23 protein-coding genes and 4 pseudogenes are annotated in these 24555 nt (G+C 31.1%); 13 read left to right on the forward strand and 14 right to left on the reverse strand.

Annotated elements, in window-relative coordinates:
* Positions 1 to 230: 230 nt before the first annotated feature.
* The 4 genes and pseudogenes from ACF91D_RS04965 to ACF91D_RS04980 all read left to right on the forward strand — a co-directional run.
* Complete coding sequence (locus ACF91D_RS04965) at positions 231 to 1187, forward strand: alpha/beta hydrolase (protein ID WP_101050632.1); 957 nt, start codon at positions 231 to 233, stop codon at positions 1185 to 1187.
* Between the two features lie 94 nt (positions 1188 to 1281).
* Entirely contained in the window at positions 1282 to 2202 is a 921-nt protein-coding gene (locus tag ACF91D_RS04970; protein WP_327620865.1) for an NAD-dependent epimerase/dehydratase family protein, read from the forward strand.
* A gap of 4 nt (positions 2203 to 2206) precedes the next feature.
* The gene (locus ACF91D_RS04975) at positions 2207 to 2896 is read left to right on the forward strand and encodes a type 1 glutamine amidotransferase domain-containing protein (protein WP_327620864.1); all 690 of its coding nucleotides are present in this window, start codon (positions 2207 to 2209) and stop codon (positions 2894 to 2896) included.
* Between the two features lie 40 nt (positions 2897 to 2936).
* A pseudogene (locus ACF91D_RS04980) lies at positions 2937 to 3110 on the forward strand (rhodanese-like domain-containing protein); the annotation flags it as partial.
* Positions 3111 to 3577: 467 nt separating this feature from the next.
* Here ACF91D_RS04980 and ACF91D_RS04985 read toward each other — a convergent pair.
* Positions 3578 to 4327, reverse strand: a complete 750-nt coding sequence (locus tag ACF91D_RS04985) for a DeoR/GlpR family DNA-binding transcription regulator (RefSeq protein ID WP_069793301.1) — start codon at positions 4325 to 4327, stop codon at positions 3578 to 3580.
* A gap of 143 nt (positions 4328 to 4470) precedes the next feature.
* Between ACF91D_RS04985 and ACF91D_RS04990 the strand changes: the two genes are divergently transcribed.
* Genes ACF91D_RS04990 through phnX form a run of 5 tightly spaced genes read left to right on the forward strand, consistent with a single transcriptional unit; the run spans position 4471 to position 9742 of the window.
* Positions 4471 to 5226 carry an ABC transporter ATP-binding protein gene (locus ACF91D_RS04990; RefSeq protein ID WP_069793302.1) on the forward strand — a complete coding sequence of 252 codons (756 nt, stop codon included), beginning with the start codon at positions 4471 to 4473 and terminating at the stop codon, positions 5224 to 5226.
* The gene (locus tag ACF91D_RS04995; RefSeq protein WP_107549901.1) at positions 5216 to 6841 is read left to right on the forward strand and encodes an ABC transporter permease subunit; all 1626 of its coding nucleotides are present in this window, start codon (positions 5216 to 5218) and stop codon (positions 6839 to 6841) included. Before ACF91D_RS04990 ends, ACF91D_RS04995 begins: the two co-directional genes overlap by 11 nt.
* On the forward strand, positions 6842 to 7843 hold the full coding sequence (locus ACF91D_RS05000; protein ID WP_039067913.1) for an extracellular solute-binding protein: 1002 nt from the start codon (positions 6842 to 6844) through the stop codon (positions 7841 to 7843).
* A 13-nt stretch (positions 7844 to 7856) separates the two neighbouring features.
* Positions 7857 to 8951, forward strand: a complete 1095-nt coding sequence (phnW, locus tag ACF91D_RS05005) for a 2-aminoethylphosphonate--pyruvate transaminase (RefSeq protein ID WP_069793304.1) — start codon at positions 7857 to 7859, stop codon at positions 8949 to 8951.
* 2 nt (positions 8952 to 8953) lie between these two features.
* Positions 8954 to 9742: a phosphonoacetaldehyde hydrolase gene (gene phnX, locus ACF91D_RS05010; RefSeq protein WP_069793305.1), complete on the forward strand. Its 789-nt coding sequence runs from the start codon at positions 8954 to 8956 to the stop codon at positions 9740 to 9742.
* A gap of 80 nt (positions 9743 to 9822) precedes the next feature.
* Here the strand turns inward: phnX and ACF91D_RS05015 are convergent, their stop codons facing one another.
* Positions 9823 to 9924, reverse strand: a complete 102-nt coding sequence (locus ACF91D_RS05015) for a hypothetical protein (RefSeq protein WP_158262151.1) — start codon at positions 9922 to 9924, stop codon at positions 9823 to 9825.
* 534 nt (positions 9925 to 10458) lie between these two features.
* On the opposite strand from ACF91D_RS05015, the pseudogene ACF91D_RS05020 reads away from it, so the two are divergent.
* A pseudogene (locus ACF91D_RS05020) lies at positions 10459 to 10801 on the forward strand (heavy metal translocating P-type ATPase); the annotation flags it as partial.
* Positions 10802 to 11081: 280 nt separating this feature from the next.
* Here the strand turns inward: ACF91D_RS05020 and ACF91D_RS05025 are convergent.
* Entirely contained in the window at positions 11082 to 12686 is a 1605-nt protein-coding gene (locus ACF91D_RS05025; RefSeq protein WP_069793307.1) for an amidohydrolase, read from the reverse strand.
* Positions 12687 to 13065: 379 nt separating this feature from the next.
* On the opposite strand from ACF91D_RS05025, the pseudogene ACF91D_RS05030 reads away from it, so the two are divergent.
* Positions 13066 to 14299 (forward strand): annotated as a pseudogene (locus tag ACF91D_RS05030) (APC family permease); the annotation flags it as partial.
* 126 nt (positions 14300 to 14425) lie between these two features.
* On the opposite strand, the pseudogene ACF91D_RS05035 reads toward ACF91D_RS05030, so the two are convergent.
* The 5 genes and pseudogenes from ACF91D_RS05035 to ACF91D_RS05055 all read right to left on the reverse strand — a co-directional run.
* Positions 14426 to 14545 (reverse strand): annotated as a pseudogene (locus ACF91D_RS05035) (hypothetical protein); the annotation flags it as partial.
* 332 nt (positions 14546 to 14877) lie between these two features.
* Entirely contained in the window at positions 14878 to 15627 is a 750-nt protein-coding gene (locus ACF91D_RS05040) for a glucose 1-dehydrogenase (RefSeq protein WP_069793308.1), read from the reverse strand.
* Positions 15628 to 15652: 25 nt separating this feature from the next.
* Positions 15653 to 16408 carry an SDR family NAD(P)-dependent oxidoreductase gene (locus ACF91D_RS05045; protein ID WP_069793309.1) on the reverse strand — a complete coding sequence of 252 codons (756 nt, stop codon included), beginning with the start codon at positions 16406 to 16408 and terminating at the stop codon, positions 15653 to 15655.
* Complete coding sequence (locus ACF91D_RS05050) at positions 16401 to 17681, reverse strand: MFS transporter (RefSeq protein ID WP_327620863.1); 1281 nt, start codon at positions 17679 to 17681, stop codon at positions 16401 to 16403. Before ACF91D_RS05050 ends, ACF91D_RS05045 begins: the two co-directional genes overlap by 8 nt.
* Positions 17682 to 17708: 27 nt before the next feature.
* On the reverse strand, positions 17709 to 18152 hold the full coding sequence (locus ACF91D_RS05055; protein ID WP_069793311.1) for a MarR family winged helix-turn-helix transcriptional regulator: 444 nt from the start codon (positions 18150 to 18152) through the stop codon (positions 17709 to 17711).
* Between the two features lie 150 nt (positions 18153 to 18302).
* Between ACF91D_RS05055 and ACF91D_RS05060 the strand changes: the two genes are divergently transcribed.
* Together ACF91D_RS05060 and ACF91D_RS05065 are read left to right on the forward strand one after the other, a co-directional pair.
* On the forward strand, positions 18303 to 18746 hold the full coding sequence (locus ACF91D_RS05060; RefSeq protein WP_327620862.1) for a GNAT family N-acetyltransferase: 444 nt from the start codon (positions 18303 to 18305) through the stop codon (positions 18744 to 18746).
* Positions 18747 to 18815: 69 nt separating this feature from the next.
* Positions 18816 to 19550, forward strand: coding sequence for a glucose 1-dehydrogenase (locus ACF91D_RS05065; protein WP_039067926.1), 735 nt, complete (start codon positions 18816 to 18818; stop codon positions 19548 to 19550).
* Between the two features lie 434 nt (positions 19551 to 19984).
* On the opposite strand, the gene alsE is transcribed toward ACF91D_RS05065, so the two are convergent.
* From alsE to ACF91D_RS05095, 6 genes are read right to left on the reverse strand one after another with little or no spacing between them, the layout of a single operon-like run.
* Positions 19985 to 20671 carry a D-allulose 6-phosphate 3-epimerase gene (alsE, locus tag ACF91D_RS05070; RefSeq protein ID WP_039067928.1) on the reverse strand — a complete coding sequence of 229 codons (687 nt, stop codon included), beginning with the start codon at positions 20669 to 20671 and terminating at the stop codon, positions 19985 to 19987.
* A gap of 12 nt (positions 20672 to 20683) precedes the next feature.
* Positions 20684 to 21784, reverse strand: coding sequence for a PTS fructose transporter subunit IIC (locus ACF91D_RS05075; RefSeq protein WP_069793313.1), 1101 nt, complete (start codon positions 21782 to 21784; stop codon positions 20684 to 20686).
* Between the two features lie 14 nt (positions 21785 to 21798).
* Positions 21799 to 22245, reverse strand: coding sequence for a PTS sugar transporter subunit IIA (locus tag ACF91D_RS05080; RefSeq protein ID WP_039067930.1), 447 nt, complete (start codon positions 22243 to 22245; stop codon positions 21799 to 21801).
* 11 nt (positions 22246 to 22256) lie between these two features.
* Positions 22257 to 22574, reverse strand: coding sequence for a PTS fructose transporter subunit IIB (locus ACF91D_RS05085; RefSeq protein WP_069793314.1), 318 nt, complete (start codon positions 22572 to 22574; stop codon positions 22257 to 22259).
* A 7-nt stretch (positions 22575 to 22581) separates the two neighbouring features.
* Positions 22582 to 22971, reverse strand: a complete 390-nt coding sequence (locus ACF91D_RS05090; protein WP_327620861.1) for a PTS sugar transporter subunit IIA — start codon at positions 22969 to 22971, stop codon at positions 22582 to 22584.
* Positions 22964 to 24436: a BglG family transcription antiterminator gene (locus tag ACF91D_RS05095; RefSeq protein WP_107549228.1), complete on the reverse strand. Its 1473-nt coding sequence runs from the start codon at positions 24434 to 24436 to the stop codon at positions 22964 to 22966. The genes ACF91D_RS05090 and ACF91D_RS05095 overlap by 8 nt, the downstream gene beginning before the upstream one ends.
* Between the last annotated feature and the right edge of the window lie 119 nt (positions 24437 to 24555).

The raw sequence follows: 24555 nt of genomic DNA on the forward strand, positions 1-24555 counted from the left end.
GGGTTTTTAACAGTTAAACAAACGGTATTAGAAAGGTATTAAAGTTCTGATTTAGAAAATACGTTACTTTGGCTAAAAGAACTCACAACTTCCTTTAAAAATAATATAAAAACAAAGAAACTGTATAAATTTTTAAGTATATATGCTTATATATTTAAACATATGGGTAGTGTAATAATATTACTCTTTTATAAATTGAAAATTTTTAATATTGAAGGAGATTGTTAATTATGGTCAAAAAAGTAGTTTTGGAACAAGCTGCTCAAGAATTTAGTGAGGCTAATAAACCACATCCTCGTATTTATGAATTAGAGCCTAAAGATGGTAGAGCCTTATTAGAAGAAGTGCAATCATCCCCAGTCGAAAAATACAATGTAGATATTGAAGATACAACATTTAAAACTGAAAAATTTGGCGATGTACCAGTGCGTTTTATACGCCCAGAAGGAAATAAAGATACACTACCCGTTATTTTCTATATACACGGTGCAGGTTGGGTATTCGGTAATGCTAAAACACACGATAAATTAGTTAGAGAGTTAGCCGTAAGAACGAATTCGGTTGTAGTCTTTCCAGAATATACACTTTCACCTGAGGCAAAGTACCCAACAGCAATTGAACAAAATTACGATGTTTTACAACAATTAAAAGAGGTTGCTGATGAGAAAAAACTTGATATTAATAAACTTACAGTTGCCGGGGACTCAGTGGGCGGTAATATGGCTACGGTTATGACAATTATGACCAAACAACGCAAAGGTCTAACAATCAATCAACAGTTACTATACTATCCAGTAACAAACGCTGAATTTGATACTGAGTCATATAATCAATTTGCAGAAAATTATTATTTAACTAAAGAAGGTATGAAATGGTTTTGGGATCAATATACAACTGATCCTAATGAAAGAGCAGAAATAACAGCTTCTCCTCTTCAAGCATCAATAGAAGATTTAAAAGATTTACCAAGTGCCATGATTTTAAATGCTGAAGCTGATGTATTACGTGATGAAGGTGAAGCATATGCGAACAAACTAAGAGAAGCTGGTGTAGAGATAACGCAAATGAGGTTTCAAGGTATTATTCATGATTTTGTTATGGTAAATTCTATGGACCAAACAAATGCGACACGTGCTGCTATGGATATATCAACAAAATGGATCAATAAAAAGAATAATCAACAATAAAATCGTTAATTTATTATACGTAAATTGATGTTATATAAAGTGAATCAATGAAAGGAATTGGTTCACTTTTTTTAATTTAAAAGGAGATGTCAACATGCAAACGGTGTTAGGAAGTAATGGACAAATTGGACAAGAAATAGCGAAGGAAATTTATAATAACTATACTAAACATATTCGATTGGTTGGCAGAAAACCTAAAAAAATTCATGATACTGATGAATTAGTAGCAGCAGATTTAATGAACTACGAGGATACTTATAAAGCCGTTAAAGGAAGTGAAATTGTATATTTTGCTGTGGGCTTACCTGCTAATTCAGAGTTGTGGGAAAACCGATTCCCAATTATTATGGAAAATGTAGTTAAAGCATGCCAAGAAACAAATACTAAGTTAGCATTTTTTGATAATACATACATGTATGAAAAAAACGCTGACGTTCAAGTAGAAAATAGTCCGTTTGTTCCAGTAGGTAGAAAATCAAAAGTTCGTGCTAATATGGCTGAAATGTTGTTGTCAGCTATGAAAGACAAATCTATTGACGCAGTTATTGGCCGAGCGCCAGAATTTTATGGGCCTGGATTGACTCAAAGTATAACGAACTCTTTAGTATTTAATCGAGTGAAAAATGATAAACGAGCATTTGTACCTATAAATGATTCTGTATTACGTACCCTTATTTGGACTCCAGATGCAAGTCGCGCTTTAGTACTATTAGGAAATACGCCTGATGCATATGGTGAAACTTGGCATTTACCGACCGATGACAGTATCACTTATAAAGAAATAATGAGTAAAGCAGAAAATGTATTAGGTAGAAGAATTAAATATACTATTGTACCGATGTGGCTATTTAAAATAGGTAGTTTATTTAACCAACAAGTTAAAGAACTTACCGAGTTATTACCAAGATATAAGTATGACAATGTCTTTAAATCTAACGAATTTAAGGAAAATTTTCCTGACTTTAAAGTTACAACATATGAAGAAGGTATTAGAAATATTTTAAAAGGAGATTAAAGTAATGAAAAAAATTATGATAGTTAATACAAGTACAGATTATTTTGAAGGCAGCAGTAAAGCGACAGGACTATGGCTTGGGGAACTTGTTCATTTCTATGATTATTTTAACTCTAAAAATTATCAAATTGATTTATTTAATACTGACGGTGGGAGCACACCAATTGATCCGGTTAGTTTAAAACCCTTAATGTTAGATAATATGACTAAAAAATATTACAATAATCAATCTTTTATGGATATTTTAAGTAACTCTCAGTCTATAAATGAAGCAAAACCTACTGAATATGATGTGATTTACTTTACTGGTGGGCACGGGGTAATGTTTGATTTTCCTAATAATGAAGCCGTACAACATGCAATAAATGAAGTTTATAATCATGGAGGTATTGTTGCTGCAGTGTGCCATGGTATAGCTGCGTTACTGAATGTAAAAGACGAAAATGGCAGGTACTTTATTGATAATAAAGAAATAACTGGTTTTTCTAATACTGAAGAAATCTTAGCTAATCGTAAAAAAATCGTGCCATTTATGTTAGAGAGCGAAATAAAAAAACGTGAAGCGTATTATAGTAAAGCCAAAGTACCGTTTATTCCCTATGTTAAAGTCGACAATAGACTGGTTACCGGACAAAATCCCCAATCACCAAAACAAGTTGCACAAGCTGTTGATAATATACTTAATAAAAATTAAGCTGAGCAAATTTTGCTCAGCTTTTTAAAAGCCGTATCTTAACGGTAAATTATTAAACGCAGATCGTCCCTTTGATGAAAGGGACAAAATATATCTACATCGTCAATCTGGCGTTAGAAGTTCTATCGCTGTGGGAATACTAGAATACAGAGGATTTACAAATATTGTTAACATGAGAGAAGGCTATCAAGCATTCCCAGCATTATTTCAATAATCATGACAATAATGGGTTATTTTTAAATTGAGTCATTATTTCTATGTAAATGTATGATGAAATAAAATTGGCCTTACTAGTTTTAATGGAGTTGAAGATGACAAAGAATTTTCAGTAACAATAAAATTCATCTAAATTTATGTAATGAGACTTAATTACTTTATTAGTATACAAACTATAAATATTAGCAAGTAGGAGAGAACAGTATAATTTCTGCTCTCTCCTATTAATTTATTATATCTATTATTTATCATCATCAAAGTAATAGATAAAGTAACATAATATAAATGATGTGAAAAATATCTTCCAAAATACAAAAGTTTGTTTATGAAACAAGTAAGAAAATCATTAATTATTAGGATGTTTTTAGTTTCATTTTTGGATAATTGTCTTTATCTAATTTACTAATAATAGTGGGAACGGTTAATAAAAACTTTTAGAAAGTAATGATAACCTACATTTTAAAGTTAAATTATATATATTTCATTGATTAATTTCTCTTTATCATTTTCATTTAATTCGTTATCGCAGATTAATATATCAAGTTCGTTAAAATCACATATTTTTATAGTAACAGTTTTATTTAATTTACTACTGTCCGCTGTAAGATAATTAATTTTAGACATTTGTAATATTCTGCGACGTGTTTCAACTTCTTCTAAACTATAATCAGTCACTCCATTATTTGATGAAAAACCACTACAACAAATAAATGATTTTTCAATATTTAACCGATCAAAATTAAATAAAAAATCAAAACTTGTAATAGATTGTTCTGATTTACGCACTTTTCCTCCTATGCTAATTACTGTGTGACCTTGGTTTAATGTTTGTAACATTACGGGGATAGAATTAGTAATGATAGTTAGGTTCTCATGATAAGTTAAGTTTTTAGCAATTTGTAAAGTAGTAGAGCCACTATCTAAAAAGATACAATCCCCATTTTTAATTTCATTGGCTGCTTTTTTAGCAATCTCTTCTTTCTTAGCTAAGTTTAAAGATAAGCGTTGTTCAATCATTGATTCTCCATTTTGCTCTTTTTTGATACGGATGCCTCCATATTCTTTAGTAATCAAATCTTCTTTAGCTAATTTTTGAACATCTCTTCTTAACGTTTCCATAGAAATATCTAAATTTTCTTGTAATGATTTCAATTTCATAAAATCGTTTTCTTCAAGTACTTTAATTATTTTACGTCTTCTCTCAGTAGGTAACATAGTGGAATCCTCCTAAATTATATAGTAATATATTAAACAGTTGGTAATTAAATAGTCAACACTTAATCAATTTTTACATTTGTTTAACATGAGATTAATAAACAATTTGTATACTTTTAGTATAGCAAATTGGAGGTGCTACATTGTTAGAATTAAAAAATGTTTCAAAAAAATATAAAAATAATGAAGTTCTAAATGATATTAACTTAGCTATCAATAATGGAGAAATCGTTAGTTTACTCGGCCCGAGTGGTTGTGGAAAAACAACATTATTAAATATGATTTTAGGTTTGACAGAAGTAAGTGCAGGAGAAATTATTTATAATAATGAAGTTATCCAAAATAAGCCAATGCACAAACGTGATTTTAATATTGTATTTCAAGATTATTGTTTGTTTCCACATTTAAATGCTTACGAAAATATTATTTACGGTTTAAAAAACTTGAAGAAAAATCCATATGATAAAAAAGTGACTGATTTAATAGAATTGCTCGAGCTTAGACCACATTTGTATAAAAAGATACATGAATTGTCAGGAGGACAAAAGCAACGTGTATCTATTGCAAGAACAATTGCTATGGAACCTAAAATTTTATTGATGGATGAGCCGTTGAGCGCATTAGATGGTGTAATTAAAGAATCTATTAAAGATATGATTCAAAAAATAGCAAAAACGCTAAATTTAACGACAATCATTGTAACCCATGACCCAGAGGAAGCCTTAACTATGGCTGATAAGGTGGTTGTAATAGAAAATGGAAAGGTAGCACAATTTGGTACGCCAGATAATATTATTAATGAACCGAAAAATAAATTTGTCGAACAATTTATTTTAGACCAGCTTAAAGTGAAAAGAAATCATATTTATCAATTATTTGGAGCATCCTATGGTGCCTAAAATTTATAGTCAGCGTATATTATTTACACTTATTATTTTATTTTTTCTTATATTTCTTGTTTTACCTATTATTTTCTTATTAGGACGTTCAATTATCAGTGATGGTCAATTTAGCTTACATTATTATGATGATATTTTAAATAATAAAACTATAGTAACTTCATTATTTAATAGTATAAAAATATCGTTGTTAGCGGCTACTGTGACAACTATATTAGCTTTTTTTGCAGCTTATACAATTCATATGACACACGGAGCGAGCTGGATTAAAACATATAATAAAACAATGGTGTTGTTACCAATGCTTGTACCGACAATTACATATGGTTTTATACTTATGTATCTATTTGGTAACGAGGGGATATTAGCTCGTATATTAGGTGACGCACCATTTACGATTTATGGTAAAAATGGTCTTTTTATTGGCTATGTAATCTACACATTACCAGCAGCCTATTTCATTATCTCAAATGCATTTAATTATGTAGACCATAGATTTTATTACATTTCGCTAATTATGAAAGATAATAGGTGGAGACGTTTCTATCATACATTATTAAGACCATTATTAATTCCGATTGCAAATGCTTTTGTGTTGTCATTTATATTAAGTTTTACTGATTTTGGGATTCCAGCATCGATAGGTGCGGATTATAACGTTATAGCAACCTCATTGTATCAAATGATTTTAGGATCTATACCTAAATTTGCAGAAGGTGCAGTAATTGCGGTATTAATGCTTATTCCAGCAGTCTCCGGCTTTATATTCTTGTCAGTGATAGAAAAATGGAATGTGAGACAACAAGGAGATAACCATACGAGTGTCAAAAAACGACCTATTCATGACTATATTATGAATGGTGCGAATTTTATACTGAGCACTGTTATTTTATTAATATTCATAGTTATGTTTATCGTACCGTTTACAGAACGTTATCCGTATCAATTGAACTTTACATTAACGCATGTAATCAAATTATTTCAAGATGATATTTTGATTCATATTTATATTCAAGCATTATTTGTAGCTGTAGCAACAGCAGTCTTTGGGACTATTGTTAGTTTCTGTGGTGCGCTCATTACTGTGCGTACTCAATTATATGGAAAACAAGTGTTGAAAATGATATCGATGGTTACGAATACCGTTCCAGGAATGATTTTAGGTCTTTCATATTTATTGTTTTTCCAAAATAGTAGTATTAAAGGCACATTTCTTATCATTATTTTGAGTATTGTAGTGCATTATTATACGACACCATTCTTAATGGCTAAGTCTGCGTTAGATAAGCTGAATCCCTCGTGGGATACAACAAGTACATTAATGCAAGATACTTGGATGGAGACAATATTCAAAATTATTATTCCTAACATGAAAACAACTATCGTAGAAATGGTTAATTATTATTTTATCAATGCAATGGTAACTATTAGTGGTGTGATCTTTTTGGTGTCGACATCTACACAAATCGTATCTACACAAATTAATCAGCTACAACACTTTAATCGGTTTGTAGATATCTTTATCCTCTCAATTTTGATTTTTATTACTAATGTTATTGCGCGACTGTTAACGAGTTGGTGGCTAAAGTCACAAAGTAGAAAAGGGGAGAGCTAAATGAAATTGAAACTGTTTGTTGGTGTATTACTATGCCTAATACTGTTATATTTTTCTTATTTTGGTCTTGGCTCATCTACCGATAAAGTCGTCATTGCAACGAATTCTGATGAAGAAGCCATTACTGTTATGGAAAAAACTTTAGATCAACATGGCTTTAAAGGAGAATATATTATTCAACCACATTCTACTGCCGAATTAGGAGGGAAAATGATTGCAGAAGGTAAAAATATTGAAGCAGATGTTGTTACACAATCTACCTATTACTTAGAAAGTGCACAAGATAAAAATAATATGTTTGCGTCAATGGAAGCAGAAAAACAGAAAAAGACAATTGATTCCTTTCCTAATTATATAATTCCATTATTAGGAAACATGGGCTCTTTATTTGTGAATACTAAAGCGTTAGAAAAACAAGGCTTACCTATTCCTAAAACAGTAAAAGATTTGACCCAACCTGAATACAAAAATCAAATTGCAATGCCAAATATTATGGAATCCTCAACCGGGTGGTTAGTCATTCAAAGTATTTTAGGACAATATGGTAATGACGAAGGTAGCAAAATTTTAGAAAAACTAATTGATAATACAGGGCCTCATTTAGAAAGTTCAGGTTCAGGACCACTTAAAAAAGTAGAGTCTGGGGAAGTAGCTGTTGGTATTGGATTAAGAGCCCAAGCCGTTAAATCTGAACAGAATGGAAATCCGATACACTTTATTGACCCTAAAGAAGGTAATTATTCACTAGTGGAAGCTGCAGCTGTAGTGAATAAGGGCGGTAAGAAACAACAGAAAGCACAGAAAATGGTTCAAACAATTCAACAACATGGCCGTGAAGATTTACTGAAAACATATCCAGTGCCTTTATATCAGGGGGAAGAAGTAGAGAAAACGCAGGAGCCTAAATATCCTAAAAAATGGGATGAACGCTTAACGGTAGAATTATTAGAAAAACATCAAGATATTTTTAACGATGCTAAAAAACTAGTAGAAAATAACTAAGGAGGCGTTTATTATGTCACAATATAAACTTTTAACACCAGGACCATTGACAACAACGGAAACAGTAAAAGCGCAAATGTTAGAAGATCGATGTACTTGGGACGATGACTATAAAAGTCTAACACAGTCAATACGTCAAAAATTGTTAACAATAGGAATGACAGATTCTAGTAAGTATACGACAGTGTTACAACAAGGGAGCGGCAGTTTCGTAGTAGAGAGCGTACTACAGACAGCATTATCCGATGACGATCATATACTTATTATTAGCAATGGTGCGTATGGTGAAAGAATGGTTAAGATGGCGCAAGTAATGAAAAAAAACGTTACTCCAGTCTATTTAGCATATAATGAAATACCTAATATCAATGAACTGAAGGAAATAATAGATAGTGACACCTCAATTACGCATATCGCATTTGTTCATTGCGAAACAACGACAGGTATCTTAAATCCAATCGAAGAAATATGCGAAATGGCTACTCAAAACAACTTGAAAGTTATTTTAGATGCAATGAGTAGTTTTGGTGGTGTCCCAATCAATATACAAGCATTAGATATTGACTATTTAATTAGTAGCGCTAATAAATGTATTCAAGGTGTGCCAGGATTTGGATTTGTTATCGCCAAACGAACATCATTAGAACTATGTGAAGGGAACGCGTCGAGTGTCTCCCTAGACCTTTATGATCAATGGAAAAATATGGATATAGATGGCAAATGGCGTTTTACTTCACCCACACACGTAGTTGGGGCTTTCAGACAAGCTATCAGCGAATTAGAAGAAGAAGGCGGTGTAGAACAACGATATCAACGATATCAAAGTAACAATACGTATATTATCAATGAAATGAAGAAAATTGGATTTGAACCTTATGTTAAAAGTACAGTACAATCACCAATTATTACTACATTTTTATATCCTAATGAATCGTTTGAGTTTAAAGCTTTTTATGAATATATGAAACAGAGGGATTTTGTATTATATCCTGGTAAATTAATGGATACACCTTCATTTAGAATTGGTAATATTGGCGATTTACATCGAAGTGACTTTGAATTATTAATTAAAGTAATAAAAGAATATCAAGTTAAGGAAGGGGAATAAATATGACTAAAATCAAAGGAATTATATTCGATTGGGCTGGTACTACAGTTGACTTTGGTTGCTTTGCACCTGTAAATGTATTTATAGATATTTTTAAAGCAGCCGAAGTAACAGTGACAATAGACGAAGCTCGTGAACCAATGGGTATGTTAAAAAGAGATCATATTCAAACTATGTTAGAAATGCCAAGAATACAACAATTGTGGCAAAAACAATACGGCAAAGCACATAGCGAACAAGACATAGATAATTTATATAATCAATTTGAAAAGCTATTAATGAAGAATCTAAAATCATTTACTGATCCAATAATTAATGTGACTGAAGTCATAGACGATCTTCGAGAAAAAGGATATGTTATTGGTTCTACAACAGGATATACAAGAGAAATGATGAAAATAGTGAGTTCAGCTGCGAAAGAAAAGGGATATGCACCTGACCATATTGTAACAGCTGATGATGTGGGGGGACACGGTAGACCGTATCCATATATGATTTTTGAAAATATGCGTCAACTCGAATTACAATCGGTTCATGAAGTAATAAAAGTAGGAGATACTGTATCCGATATCAAAGAAGCAGTTAATAGTGGTGTTACAGCAGTAGGTATTATTAAAGGCAGTTCGGTTGTTGGATTAAGAGAAAATGAGTGGAATAATTTGAATAAAGAGGAAAAAAATAAAATTATAGAAGAAACAAAACAAAAATTTATAGCTAATGGGGCAGATTACGTATTACAAGATATAACAGAATTACCGCTAATAATAGAAGAATTAAATAAAAAAGAATAAAACATTAAAGATATTCCTTATTTGCTAAAATGATTTCAAATATAGGATGTAAAATAGAGACACTTTCGTTGAATTCATTTTCAGGAGGAATTTATTCGGAGGTGTTTTTCTATGAAAATTATCGAATTATTGAATTCACTAACATCTGGAGATAAATTTCTCCCTCTCGAAGTATTAAACATTTTTAAACAACCACCAACTAAATGTCCTTGGACCTTACTGTTACCAATTATTGCTTCTTAATCACCTTTATTTAAACATTTTCTTGTATTAAAATGTTTTCCCCTTTCTAATCAAATGACTTATCTCCAATATATTTAAAATTTATTATACTTCTATAAAAATGGTTATTAAACTAAGTATTTTTATGAGTTTAATAACAGCCTTTATTAAAAAATATAATTATGAAAGATTTAAGAGAATTACTTTAATATGTATATTTTTCTATTAATCATCGATTATGTTAATAAAAAGTGACTATTAAATGATTCAAGAATATATGAACTTGTTGTTATGCATAATGTTGTCATTATACGCTCTAGGGTATGTGATGTTTTGATAATTAAAAGTATGAAGATTTGCCAAACCATGAACATCATGATCACTATGGAAACCATGACCATAGCAGTGATTACGAACATCACTATCATGGTGAGTTTAAAGTTAAATTATTTGTCTCATTAATTTTTGCAATACCTATCATTATTTTATCGTCAATGATGGGAGCTGAATTACCATTTCAATTCACATTTTCAGGCTCTGAATGAGTAGGTTAATACTTGCTAAAATTTTATTCTTTTATGGAGGTAAGCCGTTTTTAATTGGCGAAAAAGATGAACTTGGAGTTGAAAAAACAAGCACGATGATATTAGTTGCTTTAGGTATTTCGGTAGCTTATATTTATAGCTTGTATGCTTTTTATATTAATAATATTAGTAGTACGACAGATTATACGATGGCTCTTTTTTGGGGTTAGCTACATTAACTTTAATTATGTTTTTAGGTCATTGGATTGAAATGAAAGTGGCAAGAAATGTTGGAGACGCATTTAGGATGTTATAAAACATTTATCAAGAAACTAACATAGACGCACTAACCCCTCACTATTACTGGTAATGAAGGGGTTTTGTAGATATGACTAATCGTCTATTTTGTTTAACCAATACGTAAATGACGCAATAATATAATCACTGATGAATGGAGTGTCAGGTGAACAAGGGTTTTCAATGTAGATAATGTCCTCCTCTCTGGGTTAAGTTGGCCCCCTGAGAAAAAGGCAACTACAGTATTATACAATTTGTGAATGTTATAAGTATCATACTTTCCTTAAATAAATATATTAAATAGAGTATATAACTTCACTGTTGCATATAGTCATTTCAATTAAATCATCATTCAATATTACTTTATCATTAAGTGGGTTTTGATTTAAAATTACAAAATCAGCTACATTGCCTTCTTGGATAGACCCTTCACAGGCATGAGTATTATTCAACTTAGCAGCATCTATAGTCATTTTTTTATATGCTTCGCTTCGTGTTAAACGTTGGTTTTCACCTAAAACTTTCCCATTTTTTGTGATTCTATTAACTGCAATTTGAATTGATTCTAAAGGAGAAATCGGTGTAACAGGTGCATCTGTATGAATTGTGAATGTCATATGCGCATCTTCAGCCCATCTTAATGGGTCTAAATTTTGTGCTTTATCTTCACCTAAAAATACATCACGATGTAAATCTCCAAAATAATATACATGATTGATAAAGAAAGAACCACCAATGTTGTGTTCAGCCATTTCTTTAATATCATCCTGTGTGACTGTTTGTAGATGTTCAATACGATTTAATAAAGGTGTTTTTTTATAATCAGCTGTAGCTTTATAAGCGTTAATGACTGACTTAGCAGCAAAATCACCATTAGCATGCGTCACGATATTAAATCCTAATTTTTGAAAATGTTTAAATATATCAATTAATTTGTTGTTACTCATTAATGGTGCAGGCGCTTCACTGCCATCCAAGTATTTATTACGAATTGATGCAGTTTGTAATTGTATAGAGCCATCGCTAAAACATTTAACTCCACCTAAATGTCCCATACCATTACTTATATTATTTAACTTTTCTTCAATTTCGTTAGCATGAATATTTTTTAAATTGTGATTTTGCTCTAATAACTCATGACTTAACATCCAACGTGTGCGAATTCTCTGAGGAGACTCCAAAAATTTAAGTACTCCCTCATAATCTATATATCCTCTACTACCAATTAATAAATCAGATGTACTAGTTATACCACTTTTAACATAGTCATCTACAGCTAAATTCATTGTATAGATAGTATCTTCTGGTTTAGCCTCAGGTAAAACACGTTGTAATTTTGCAGTTGCTGGAATTTCAATTAATACACCATTAACTTTGCCATGTTGGTCACGCTCATAGTAGCCACCCTCAGGATCTGGGTCATCCAAACTAACCCCCATATATTCTAAAGCTTTTGTATTAACAGTAGCCATATGCCCTGAATAGTGCATAACGCATATAGCAATATCTTCTGAAATTTTATCTAAATCAAAGCGATTAGGATGTCTTTGTTCTTCTAATGATTTTTCATTATAACCGAAGCCCATAACCCAACCCTTTTTGTATAAATTTTCTTTTTGTACTTTGAATTGCTGAATTAATTCATCTATATTAGAAATTTTATTTGCAGAACAATCTACCATTGTTTTTGTAGTACCATATGCTGTGGGATGACTATGAGTGTCAATAAAACCAGGTGTAATCCATTTTTCTTCTAAATCAAGTGCCTCATTATCTTTTATAATTGAATCTTGGGAGATAATTTGATCAATATACCCATCTTTTAAATACAATGTAGCAAGATAAGGCTTGTTATCTATCATATCTAAAATATTTGCATTAATTATCTTTGAAATTTTCATTTAAAAACCACCTATTTTTTATTAATAGAAACTCATTGAATACCTTATTCTTAAAGTAATAATTTTTCAACAATTTATAATTTACTATTTACACTAATGTGTATAAGTTATGATAAACAAGAATTTATAAAAACAAAAGGAGCTAAAGGAGCAATATTTATGTTTGTCTTTTATGACTTAGTGATTTTAGCTATCTCTTGCCAGGATATAAAGCTATGCCGGGAGATATTAATAAACTCCCAATTGCTATAGTTAATGATGTTAATGGAAATTATGGATATCAAATCTCAAAGCAATTAAACAAAAGTTTACCTTTTGATAATATTAATAAAAATATTACATACGTAGAAGCAAATAAAGAACTAAAACACAATAAGGTGAACGTTTTCCTGTTTCAGAAGGAGCTTTTACTTTTAGTTTTTTAGATTTTGAGCGATATGTAAGTTTCCTTTCTTCTTGGTTTCTAACTTTTGAGTATATTTGTGTAGTCGCGCTAAATGCCATGACTTTTAGTTTATTATTTAAATTTTTAATGCCGAAGATTTTAAATATAGATAAGTTGTATACCATTGGGGATGTGGGGGGATAGGATGTATATATTACTGATATTTTAGTAGCATCTATATTATTAATTATTTTTATGCTCATTACCATTAAAGAAGCTAGTGTTTCAGAATCATTACAATACTATTTTTGTATAGCTATTATTTCAATTATTTTATTATTATTTTTCAGTGCATTCTCTAGTTATAGTTTTTCATTTGAAAGTTTAAAAACATTAACAAAAGAATCTCAAGGTTTGTTTAGTTCTATAATTATGATGGTAGCTGTAGCTCCATGGGCATATATTGGATTTGATAATATACCTCAAACAACAGAAGAGTTCAATTTCCCTCCAAATTAATCGTTTATAGCATACTTGCAACAGCATTAACTTATGTCACTATGCTACTGGTTACGGGATGGATAAGTTTGAATCCCAATCATTTAAATAGTGATTTATGGCTAACAGGGCAGTAATTCAAAATGCATTTGGGAATATAGTTTAGCATTATTAGCAATTGCTATAATTATAGCAATATTTACTGGTTTAAATAGGTTTTTGATGAGTTCAAATCGCTTACTATTTTCAATGGAGCGTTCAGGTATTATGACAGAAATATTTGGTAAATTACATTCTAAATATAAAACACCACATATAGATATCATATTCTGATTTACTATTACTTTAATCGCCCTTGGTTAGGTAGAACAGCATTAAATTGGATTGTAGATATGTCCTTTACAGGAATATCTATTGCCTATTTTATTACTTGCTTATAAGCAACGAAACTATTTAGTTATAAAAAAGCAAGTAATTCATATGCATCTTTTTATAAAACATTTGCTATTTTGAGGGTCAATTGTATATTTCGTTTTTTTATTATTATTATTAATTCCTGGTCCTCCTGCCTCTTTATCTATACCTGCATATATTGCATTAGGTATATGAACAATTATCGGATTAGTATTCTTTGTAGTAAGGCACCCTAAATTAAAGCTATATTACTAGTAATTATTTAAGGCGTATAGTCTTAAACCGTAGTGAGGAAGAGATTAATAAAAAAGGTTAATAAAATATTGCCGAATAATAATAATAGCCTCTATAGCGATAATAAATATAGGAATGATTTTTTATATTTCAAAATATAAAAAAGAGCTTACAGAAAACAATAATCTGCTGTAAGCTCTTTTCTATTTTACCTAAGGGCTGTTAACATGCAGTGCCAAGACATTCTAGGTAATAAATATTTCTTAAATATATGCATACTTCTACGTTCATTAGCTTGATTAAAAGGCAATGTTTCTTGTGATTTTTTTATTATAACCAAATTCACCGTAAGTAAAGATGATTTAAAGGGATGTAAAATATCTAGAAATCAATTAATACAATTTGCTGGTTTAATGAGGTTAAGAATTATTGATTAAAACAGTGTCAAAAAATTTTTGATCTCAGTGATAAATCAATTGGTGAAGCTAAAAAAGAATCAAAACCTATTTTTTCGCGTATACCATCTATTGTCGCTTCTATTTGCTGATAAGATAATAAGCGCAATCTAATCGATAATAACTGGTACTATGATCTTACTAACAACCTTAAACATAATTACGTTGACAAATTTATTCATGTAGAATAACTAAAAATAAAATCTTATTCTGCAGTTTCCCCGCCATCGACGGGAAGGTTAATGCCTGTAATAAAAGAAGACTGGTCAGAACATAACCAAACCGCAGCGCTTGCTTGTTCATTTGGTATGCCCATACGGCCCATCGGAATACCAGATTCAAAAGCTTTCGCTTGTTCTTCTGCTTCTTGACTCCAATTTTCTACAGCTGCTGTTTTTGTCATACCAGGACAAATTGAGTTAATGCGTATGTTTTGTTTGCCAAATTCTAATGCCGCACTTTTAGTTAACCCATTAACGCCGTGTTTAGCAGAAATATAAGGAGTTAAACCAGGTGTTCCAACTAAACCACCTGTAGATGCTGTATTAACAATTGCGCCTCCACCAGATTCAAGCATAGCTGGTATCTCATATTTCAAACATAAAAATGTACCAGTTAAAGTAATATCTATTACACGCTGCCAACGGTCTGTATCAATCTCTGTTAATGGAGCTGTTGGAGCGCCGATGCCTGCGTTATTATGTGCCCAATCCAATCGACCAAATTGTTTAACAGTTTGGTCAATTAAATTTTTAACGTCTTTTTCTTCGGCTACATTACACTTAATAAATTGTGCTTCTCCACCTTCGTCTTGAATGAGTCTTACAGTTTCATATCCCGCCTTTTCAGAAATATCTGATACGACAACTTTTGCGCCTGCTTTTGCAAAGGCGATAGCACTTGCTCTACCAATGCCATTACCTGCTGCGGTTACAATACCAACTTTATTTTTCATTATTTATCACGCTTTCTTTATATGATTAATATAATTTAATACTACCACCGTCTACCATTACGGTTTGTCCAGTAATATATTGAGCATCTTTACTTCCTAGAAATACAGCGACCGGCCCAATGTCTTTTTCAACGTCTCCAAATTTTTGTAGAGGAATGCCTTGGACAACTTGATTATAATATTCTGGGTTATCTTTTCTCCATTGATCAACACCTTCAGAATAAGCAATAGGCGAAATCACATTAGCATTGATACCAAACGCTCCGAATTCATTTGCGATAACGCGAGTTATACCACGAATAGCCTCTTTAGCCACAACATAAGACCCTTGATTTTTATCTCCCTTAACAGCTGCGCCAGAACCAAAGTTTATAATGTTTCCTTGTGTTTCTTTTAAATAAGGAATTACCATTTGGCATAAATAAAACGTCGCATAAAACCCCGTATTAAATGACAAATTCAAATCATCTTCCGTAATGTTTAAAAAACTATTCATACGAGATGCATGAGCGTTATTAACTAATATGTCAATTTGTCCATAAGTCTGTATAGTACGGTCCACACAAGCTTGTAATGATGCTTTATTACTTAAATCTGTTTTGATAAAGAAAGTATCATAACCTTGGTTGTTTAATTCTTGGCTCAATGCCTGTCCTTTTTCTTCAGCAATGTCAGCAATAACAACTTTCGCATTTTCTTTAACGTAGGCTCTTACAATCCCTGAACCAATGCCTCCTGCGCCACCTGTTACGATAGCAATTTTATTATCTAGTCTAGCCATTTAAATCACCTTTCTTTTTAGAATTCCAATATCCTTCTTTAACAAGTTTTTCTTTATTTTTAAAAGCCAAAATAATCGCAATGATATTAACCACAAATAGTAAAATAATAATAATAAGGCCCGCGGTATAGCTTCCTGAAATATCATATATAAAACCATAAGCTGGTAAAGCGACAATAGATGCAAGGGCTAAGCCAATTGATGAGGTGGAATAAATTTGACTATAGTCTTTACTTCCAAATAATGACGAAGCCATCGCTGGTGCTATTGTTCCAATCGATGAAGTAAACACTCCAAATAAGAATAAAGCAACAGCTACTACCACAATAAAATCAGGCATAGCAATCAATAAAATAGTAGCGATTAGCCCTAGTATCATAGCCAATAAACCCACTTTTTTTGCGCCAATCTTGTCTGTTAGATAACCAAATACGAGTGAACCGACAAAAACACCTACCATCAGTGCAGACATCATTGCGCCAGCAATACTAACTTTTTGTCCATGATTAACAAGATAAGTGGGAACATGCATTGTAAAGCTTGATATGGCGGTAATAATGAAGAAAAATAGGACTAATAAGAAAAAAGCTGGTGTTTTTTTGGCCGTAGTATACGAAATACCTTCGATGTTTTGTATTTGTTTATGGGGATCTATATCAGTGCTTGTATCTCCATAAGCTTTTGTATTTTTATCCTTAGGAGAATTACGAATTAATAATAAAATGATAGGTGCAACAATAATAAGCACACCTAATCCTGTAATAAAGTATGCATTTCTCCAACCAAACTGACTAATTAAAGCGCCTATAATAGGTTGCGCAAATACACCCAGTAACCCTCCAATTGCTGATAAAATACCAAGGGCCAGCCCTTTCCCTTTACTAAACCATCTTTCGATTAAAACAGGACCACCTATTACAGTAATGAAAACCCCGCCGATAGCGAGCGGTATAGCTAAGAGGTACCATCCCCAAATTGAATTCATTAAACCAAATAAAGCGAACGCCCCTGCTTGGAAAACAATGGCAAAAAATAATACTAACCGTGCACTATATTTAGATAATAGTTTTCCTCCAAACGGAAGAAACAGCAGGGTAACAATCGAAGAAACACTTAAATAAATCGTTAAACTCCCTACGCCTACATTTAAATCTTGGGACACAGGGGATAAAAATAAACCTGCTGAATTATTTAACGCTGCTTTCCCTAATCCTACAGAAACACAGAGCCCTATTAATATTAACCACGCAAAATGTAACCTTTCTTTATGCATTTAAGCCACCTCTAAAATTTAAAATATTTATCTGCTTTCTGTATTTAGATATTTTACACGTTCAAATAATTTCTTTTGTATGCTTAGTAGTTGCTCAACTTCTTGGGTGTTTAAAACAGAATAAACTTCATTTCTCATGTTTCGCCCTTGCTTTTGAGCTTCTTCTAAAACATCTAATCCTCGATCAGTAATTGTAATTAAAATAACACGTCGGTCATTTTCTTGTTGCTCTCTTACTATATAGTCTTCTTTTATAAGGTTGTTCGTTAATTTAGTAATAGCGCCAGAAGTATAGCCTAAGGAAAGCGCAAGAGACGAGGTTTTTTGTGGCCCCTCCTCTTTTAATTTGGATAAAGCCAAAATCTGTGAAATATTGACGTTCATATTAAATTTTTTCATAAAAAGTGTCATTGTAGCATCATTAAACAGTTCGGCATTATGAATAAGTTCAAAAAAATTGTTGTTTTCCATGTTATCTCCTTCCTAAAAATAAGTTATAATGTTAATATACCAGTAATTATCTTTCCGGTAAAATATTTAACGGTATAATAAACGCCTGATTTTTATAAATTGAAAATAAGCAAAAAGATAATAATTTTAGGGAGAAGACGAGGAGGAATTATGGGTATTTATATAGAAAGTATTAATTCATTTAATATAAATGAAGTTAAAAATTTAAAAATAGCCAAGAAACAATTTCATTTCATAGAAACAATAACGGATTGTTTAAACGAAGCCGAGAAATCTTCACAGTGGCATCCAGTAGCAATTTATAAAGATAATATTGTCGTTGGCTTTGCGATGTATGGTTGCTTTGGAGAAAACAAAGAAACTTGGATTGATCGAATTCTTATTGATGAACAACATCAACGTAAAGGCTATGGACGAGAAGCTATGAAATTGCTGATAAATTTAGTTTTAAATAATTATGATATAAACACAATCTATTTAAGTATTGTTAGAAACAATGATATTGCAAGAGCGTTATATGAAAAGTTAGGTTTTCGTTATACATCAATAGATGATTTAAATGGTGAATTAATATTTAAGTATGATAGACATTAATTGTCGCTGTAGTGCTTAATAGCTAACGTTAAAAACATAAATTGAACCAAATAAGGAGTGTATAGAAAAATGAAAAGATTAAAAGATAAAGTTGTAATTATTACTGGAGCTGCACAAGGTATGGGCAAAATGCATGCTGAAAAAGCATTAAGTGAAGGTGCAAAAGTTGTGATTACTGATATAAATAAAGATCTAGGGTTACAAACTTCTCAAATACTCGGAGAAAACGCTATATTTATTCAACATGATGTGGCGAATGAAGAACATTGGAGCAATGTAATAAGCACAGTTAATGAGAAGTGGGGGCGTATTGATGTATTAGTTAATAATGCAGGAATTACTTACAGTACACCTTTAGAAGAATTGAGTTTAGCAAGTTATATGAAGATTGTGAATATTAACCAGGTTTCTGTATTTTTAGGTATGAAGACTGTAGCAGAAACTATGAAATCTCAAAATGCCGGTGCAATCATTAACATATCATCTATGAACGGTTTAGTAGGGGGAGCTATTGGATATACTGATACAAAATTTGCTGTTAGAGGTATGACTAAAGCAGCATCTAGAGAATTATCTCCCTTTAATATTCGTGTGAATTCCGTACACCCAGGGGTTATCCAAACACCTATGTTAGAGCAAGAAGATGTTAAAGAACAAGTAGAACAATTCAAAAAAACGATTCCTATGAGACGTGTAGCACAAGTAGAAGAAGTATCAAATATGGTTATCTTTTTAGCTTCAGATGAAGCTAGTTATTCTACAGGGGCTGAATTTGTTATTGATGGCGGTCTAACAGCATTATAATAAAGCAGTTTTAAGAATTTCATACTATGTTGAACTATTATTTTATAATTTTTTGATAATATTTTTGTTTTGACGCACCAAAATTTTTATGGCTCTATAGTTACTTATCCTTCTTATATTCAATACAATAAGAAAAACAAGTTCTTATTTAACAACGTTATCGAAAAGTAGAAATATATTCTATATAAACAAGGAACATTATTACGTACGTTAATTTGACCAAAGCATCACATAATAAACTTCCCTTTATTATTAGCAAATCAACAATAAAGGGAAGTTTATTATAAATGATGTGTTTTTTATAGAAGCATGGAGATATGGTCTCTATTGAATAATAAATGTCAATTTCTATTTAAATAATATAGAAATTGACATTTGTTTTTATTCAGATATATTTTTGACATAGGTTGTTGCTGTGTTTGTTGAAATTATAGTTATAAAATTTGTGACTTTGCTTTATTAAAATCTTCTAACATCTCATGCCATGATTCTTCAATACTTTCGTTCAATCCAAAGAGGCCGCTCCGTCCCAATATATAAATATCTGGTCCAGCTTTTTGAATTTTTTCAAAAGTATTTTTATTTGAAGACCCATCCATCTCTATAAGATACCCAAAGTTATTGATATCTCTTAAAACACGTAACTCTCGTATTTTTTCTAGTGTATTATCTATAAATTTTTCACCTGCAAAACCAGGGTCAACAGTCATAATAGTTATTTTATCGACTAAATCGATATATGGTGTTATTACATCAATTTTAGTTTCGGGGTTTAAAACAACTCCAAACTTTAAATCTGCATTGTGTACTTGATTGATTAAACGATAAGCAATTCCGTTCATAACTTCTGCGTGTACGCAAATATAGTCACTTCCAATTTTTATTAATTGATCTATCCATTGAGTTGGATTAGTTACCATCAAATGTGTAGAAATTGGTACAGAAGAAATTTTTTTAACTTGTTCAATAAACCAAGGTGACAAAGTAATGTTTGGTACAAAGTGTCCATCCATAATATCTATATGGTACGAATCCACATGTTTATTTAAAAAAGTGATTTGGTCTTTAAACTTATCTAAGTCCATCGTCATAAGTGATGGAGAAAATTTTGCATTCACCATAAATTTTCCTCCTTAAGTAATCTTTAGTTCATTTAAATCTATTTCATCTTCTTCTGTCTCGTCTTTTATGTCGTTTGATTCATCAATTGGCTTTTTTAAAATGGTAAGAACTAGAGCAGTAACAATTACATTAGCTAATACAGCTAGTACAAAAGTAAATGGTTGAGACATGGTAGGTAGTACTAATAAACCTCCAAATGGCACCTGTGCATCTCCACCGAGTACCATAGAAATCGCACCACCAACAGCGCCGCCTATCCCAGTTGCAACAACACTGCGTATGATATCATTTAATGCCAGTGGTAAAACCCCTTCAACAATCTCAATGAGCCCCATTGGAAAAGCAGTTTTTAACGTTTCGACTTCAACTTGTTTATAAATATTTTTTTTGAAAATTTTAGCAACCCAGTATGCTAAAGCAAACCCTAAAGGTGTGGCAGTATTAACAACAATCAATGCAGTTATAGGTTCGTGAATACCTTGTGCTTGTAATGTCAAAACGAAAGCAAATACTGTTTTGTTAATCGGTCCGCCAAAGTCAATACTAGCTAGTACTCCAATCAATAGGCCATAGAATAATTTAGAAGTGCCATTTAACGATTGTAAGTATTCCGTTAACCAATGTGTAAAAGCACCAATAGGAACTCCAATGATATAAACCATAATCAATCCTCCGACGAGTGAAGCGATAAATGGAATAACAAGCATTGGCATAAGACCTTTAGCCCAATTTGGTAATTTTACGAATTGAATAATTAGTAATACAAGGTATCCTGTAAGAAACCCTCCAATGATGCCACCTATAAAATCTGCGCCAACAGCTGATGAGGTTAAACCTATAATTACACCAGGAGCAATACCTGGTTTGTCTGCAATAGAATAAGAAATACCAGTAGCAATTATTACAGGTAATAATTTTAATCCAAGCCCTCCTATTACAGCGAGAACATCCCAAAATGAATAACCTGTTTTAGTTAAATCGGCAGAGCTATCTCCACCGAATGCCATTCCTATAGCTATCATAAACCCAGCACCACAAACCACAGGGATAAGATAGGAAATGGCAGTTAATAAATGTGTTTTAAAATTTAAACTATTAAAAAATGATTTCATAAACCTCATCCCCTTTAAGATGTAAGTATCTGTATGATTTCTTCTTTTCTTTTAGCATCAAGTAATTTAGTGTTTATTTCATCATTACCTAACTTTCTAGCTATTTGCGATAGTAATTTTAAGTGGTCTTTTGAGTTTTCGATGCCTATGGCAATTAAAAATACAATTTGAGCGCCATCATTATCTAATGACTCCCATTCCACTTTATTATTTAATGTTGCAATTGCGACACCTGGCTTCTGAACACTTTTACTTTTGCCATGTGGAATTGCTAGTAAATTACCAATTCCAGTAACGCCTTCATTTTCCCGGTTATATACATCATTTAAAAAAACATCTATATCGTCGATGTAATGTTCTTTTTTAAATGATGCTGCTAAATTCTTTAAAGTTTCATCTTTGTTAGTATAATCTGATTTAGGAAAAATAATATTTTTGTCTAAGATATTTGTAAGTTCCAAATTTTCACCTCTTAACTTTTGCTTGCTGCAATTTCTTCTATTTTTTCAATTAACTTATTTGGTGATTTAATTGCTAAATCTGTAGGTATTTCAACTATTTTTTTTCCATCGAAACGCTCTTTATTTGATATTTTTACGTCGACTGCGAGTAACACAATATCTGCATTGTTTATTGATTCTTCAGTTAACTCATTTTCGGAACCAATAGTTCCTTGCGTTTCAATTTGAATTAAATGTCCTTTCTTTTTAGCTGCTTGTTCCAATTTCTCTGCTGCTATATATGTGTGTGCAATACCTACTGTACACGCGCAAACACTTACGATATTCATATACACATTACTCCTTTGTAATCAATTTTTTTATATAATCTTCATTTGCTAAGTTCTTCATAAAACTTCTTATTAAATTTTTCTCTCTGTCTTCAGCTTTCATAGGCATTATTATTAAAATAATTAAATCTATTAGTCTGTTTTGCCACATTATAGGTGAGGAATTGTTTTTGACTAAGATAATACGAGTTTTATGAATGTAAGATTCTTTAATATGTGGCAATATTACTTTTGGATATATTTCTAAGTTTCCTTTTGATTCTCTAAAAGCAATGTCCTTTGACATGGTGTTCTTTTTATCAATAATGTCCTCTTCAATAAGTAAGTTTTCAATATCGTCTAAAATTTTGTACTCATTATTTGATTTTGTAGTTATTTCAAATAAAATTTCATTCATAATTAACACCTAACTTTGGAATAAAAGATTTTAATTTTGCTTGGTCATTTTTATTAAACATTGCACTTACAACAACGACAGGCCTAATGTCAAAATTCTTTATTGAAATAGTGGAAATTATTAAATCAATATCATTAATAATTTCACTGTTGATAATATCTGATGATATTACATCTATTACTTCAATCTCGGGAATGTTTTTTTCAATTTTGACCCGTAATAGTTCCGAGGTCCCTATACCAGTTGTACATGTAATAAGTGTTCTGATTTTTCTAGGGTTACGTTCTATTTCACGAGCAAAATATAGCGTTAAGAACCCAATCTCATCTTCTGAAATGGTTGGTAATAGTTTTTTAGAAATATAAGATGTTTGAAAATATATTTCAGAATATTCGAACTTTATTTGCTCTAATAAAGTATTTTTAATAAGAATATTGTTCTCTAGCCTATTTATCATAGGCTTTATATGTTTCATTAAATCAATACGAAACTTAGCGTTAGAAAAATCACTATTCAATCTTTTTTCCATAGGTGTTATTAAATTGTTAGCAAAATTTTTAATGTCATCTGTAAAGTCACATTCTTTTTCATTGTTTGAAGGTTCATCATGCTCTATTCGATACGATGTTAGGTACTTATACAAATAGTCTTTTTCTATGACAGGTAGCTTGGAAGATAAGTATGTCTCGAAATTTTTGATAATGATATCACAAATTCTGAAATACCTTGAATCCATAGTGTTTTCATCAGTTTCTATATTTTTATGATTTCTAAAATCACGCTTCCCATGTTTTCTAAAACGTAATATTAAAATATATAGGTGTGAAAATATATTAATATTATATGGATATGGGATGTTAACATTAAGTGTTTTTTCAATAGTGCTTATTTGGTTATAAACAAAATTTTTATCTTTCTCTTCCATGCTTTTCGGAATACTAGATAATTTTTCAACGTTTAAATTTAACGTATCCATACTTTGCATTAACGCACTTCTAATATTGGATTCATCCCCTGAAATTACCAGGGTACGATCTTTACGAATGAGTTTTAGATTAAACTGTTCGATAGTTTCTATAATGACTTTTTCATCTACTGATAACATACTTTCACTAATATAAAATTTATTTACAATCTGGTTGACGTTAATTGGTTTTGGGGAGCTTATTAAAAGGTCCTTTATAATTTCGTTTCTTCTTTCAATAGGTGACATTGTTAACTTTACTCTTTTAGAAATAATATCTTGTGTAATTTCTAAACTATTAAAATCGGGATTGATATAAAATCCTTTTCCTTTTGCTGAATAAATTTTTTTACTAGTGGTAGAATTATTAATTTCATTTATTAAACGATAAATACTCTTAGAAGAGATTGATAATAAATCAGCTAATTCAGTTGCCTTGGTGTACCCTGAGGTATTTAGTAAAAAATTTATAACTGTATTCTTTTTTTCCTCCTTATTCAAAATTATTCCCTCCTCATATATTGAGTATATATTAATATTTTGTAAGCGCTTAATTTAAAATTGTCCAATACAGTGGACAATTTATTGTAATCTTATTAAGCAATATATAATTTTCTAGT

The organism is Staphylococcus sp. 231237_7MaSpsaltlick (assembly GCF_043107035.1).

Excerpts from the sequence above, each read along its gene's own strand:
- ACF91D_RS04965 (WP_101050632.1), top strand. The coding sequence starts at position 231 with ATGGTCAAAAAAGTAGTTTTGGAACAAGCTGCTCAAGAATTTAGTGAG.
- ACF91D_RS04970 (WP_327620865.1), top strand. The coding sequence starts at position 1,282 with ATGCAAACGGTGTTAGGAAGTAATGGACAAATTGGACAAGAAATAGCG.
- ACF91D_RS04975 (WP_327620864.1), top strand. The coding sequence starts at position 2,207 with ATGAAAAAAATTATGATAGTTAATACAAGTACAGATTATTTTGAAGGC.
- ACF91D_RS04985 (WP_069793301.1), bottom strand. The coding sequence starts at position 4,327 with ATGTTACCTACTGAGAGAAGACGTAAAATAATTAAAGTACTTGAAGAA.
- ACF91D_RS04995 (WP_107549901.1), top strand. The coding sequence starts at position 5,216 with ATGGTGCCTAAAATTTATAGTCAGCGTATATTATTTACACTTATTATT.
- ACF91D_RS05000 (WP_039067913.1), top strand. The coding sequence starts at position 6,842 with ATGAAATTGAAACTGTTTGTTGGTGTATTACTATGCCTAATACTGTTA.
- phnW (WP_069793304.1), top strand. The coding sequence starts at position 7,857 with ATGTCACAATATAAACTTTTAACACCAGGACCATTGACAACAACGGAA.
- phnX (WP_069793305.1), top strand. The coding sequence starts at position 8,954 with ATGACTAAAATCAAAGGAATTATATTCGATTGGGCTGGTACTACAGTT.
- ACF91D_RS05015 (WP_158262151.1), bottom strand. The coding sequence starts at position 9,924 with ATGTTTAATACTTCGAGAGGGAGAAATTTATCTCCAGATGTTAGTGAA.
- ACF91D_RS05025 (WP_069793307.1), bottom strand. The coding sequence starts at position 12,686 with ATGAAAATTTCAAAGATAATTAATGCAAATATTTTAGATATGATAGAT.
- ACF91D_RS05040 (WP_069793308.1), bottom strand. The coding sequence starts at position 15,627 with ATGAAAAATAAAGTTGGTATTGTAACCGCAGCAGGTAATGGCATTGGT.
- ACF91D_RS05045 (WP_069793309.1), bottom strand. The coding sequence starts at position 16,408 with ATGGCTAGACTAGATAATAAAATTGCTATCGTAACAGGTGGCGCAGGA.
- ACF91D_RS05050 (WP_327620863.1), bottom strand. The coding sequence starts at position 17,681 with ATGCATAAAGAAAGGTTACATTTTGCGTGGTTAATATTAATAGGGCTC.
- ACF91D_RS05055 (WP_069793311.1), bottom strand. The coding sequence starts at position 18,152 with ATGGAAAACAACAATTTTTTTGAACTTATTCATAATGCCGAACTGTTT.
- ACF91D_RS05060 (WP_327620862.1), top strand. The coding sequence starts at position 18,303 with ATGGGTATTTATATAGAAAGTATTAATTCATTTAATATAAATGAAGTT.
- ACF91D_RS05065 (WP_039067926.1), top strand. The coding sequence starts at position 18,816 with ATGAAAAGATTAAAAGATAAAGTTGTAATTATTACTGGAGCTGCACAA.
- alsE (WP_039067928.1), bottom strand. The coding sequence starts at position 20,671 with ATGGTGAATGCAAAATTTTCTCCATCACTTATGACGATGGACTTAGAT.
- ACF91D_RS05075 (WP_069793313.1), bottom strand. The coding sequence starts at position 21,784 with ATGAAATCATTTTTTAATAGTTTAAATTTTAAAACACATTTATTAACT.
- ACF91D_RS05085 (WP_069793314.1), bottom strand. The coding sequence starts at position 22,574 with ATGAATATCGTAAGTGTTTGCGCGTGTACAGTAGGTATTGCACACACA.
- ACF91D_RS05090 (WP_327620861.1), bottom strand. The coding sequence starts at position 22,971 with ATGAATGAAATTTTATTTGAAATAACTACAAAATCAAATAATGAGTAC.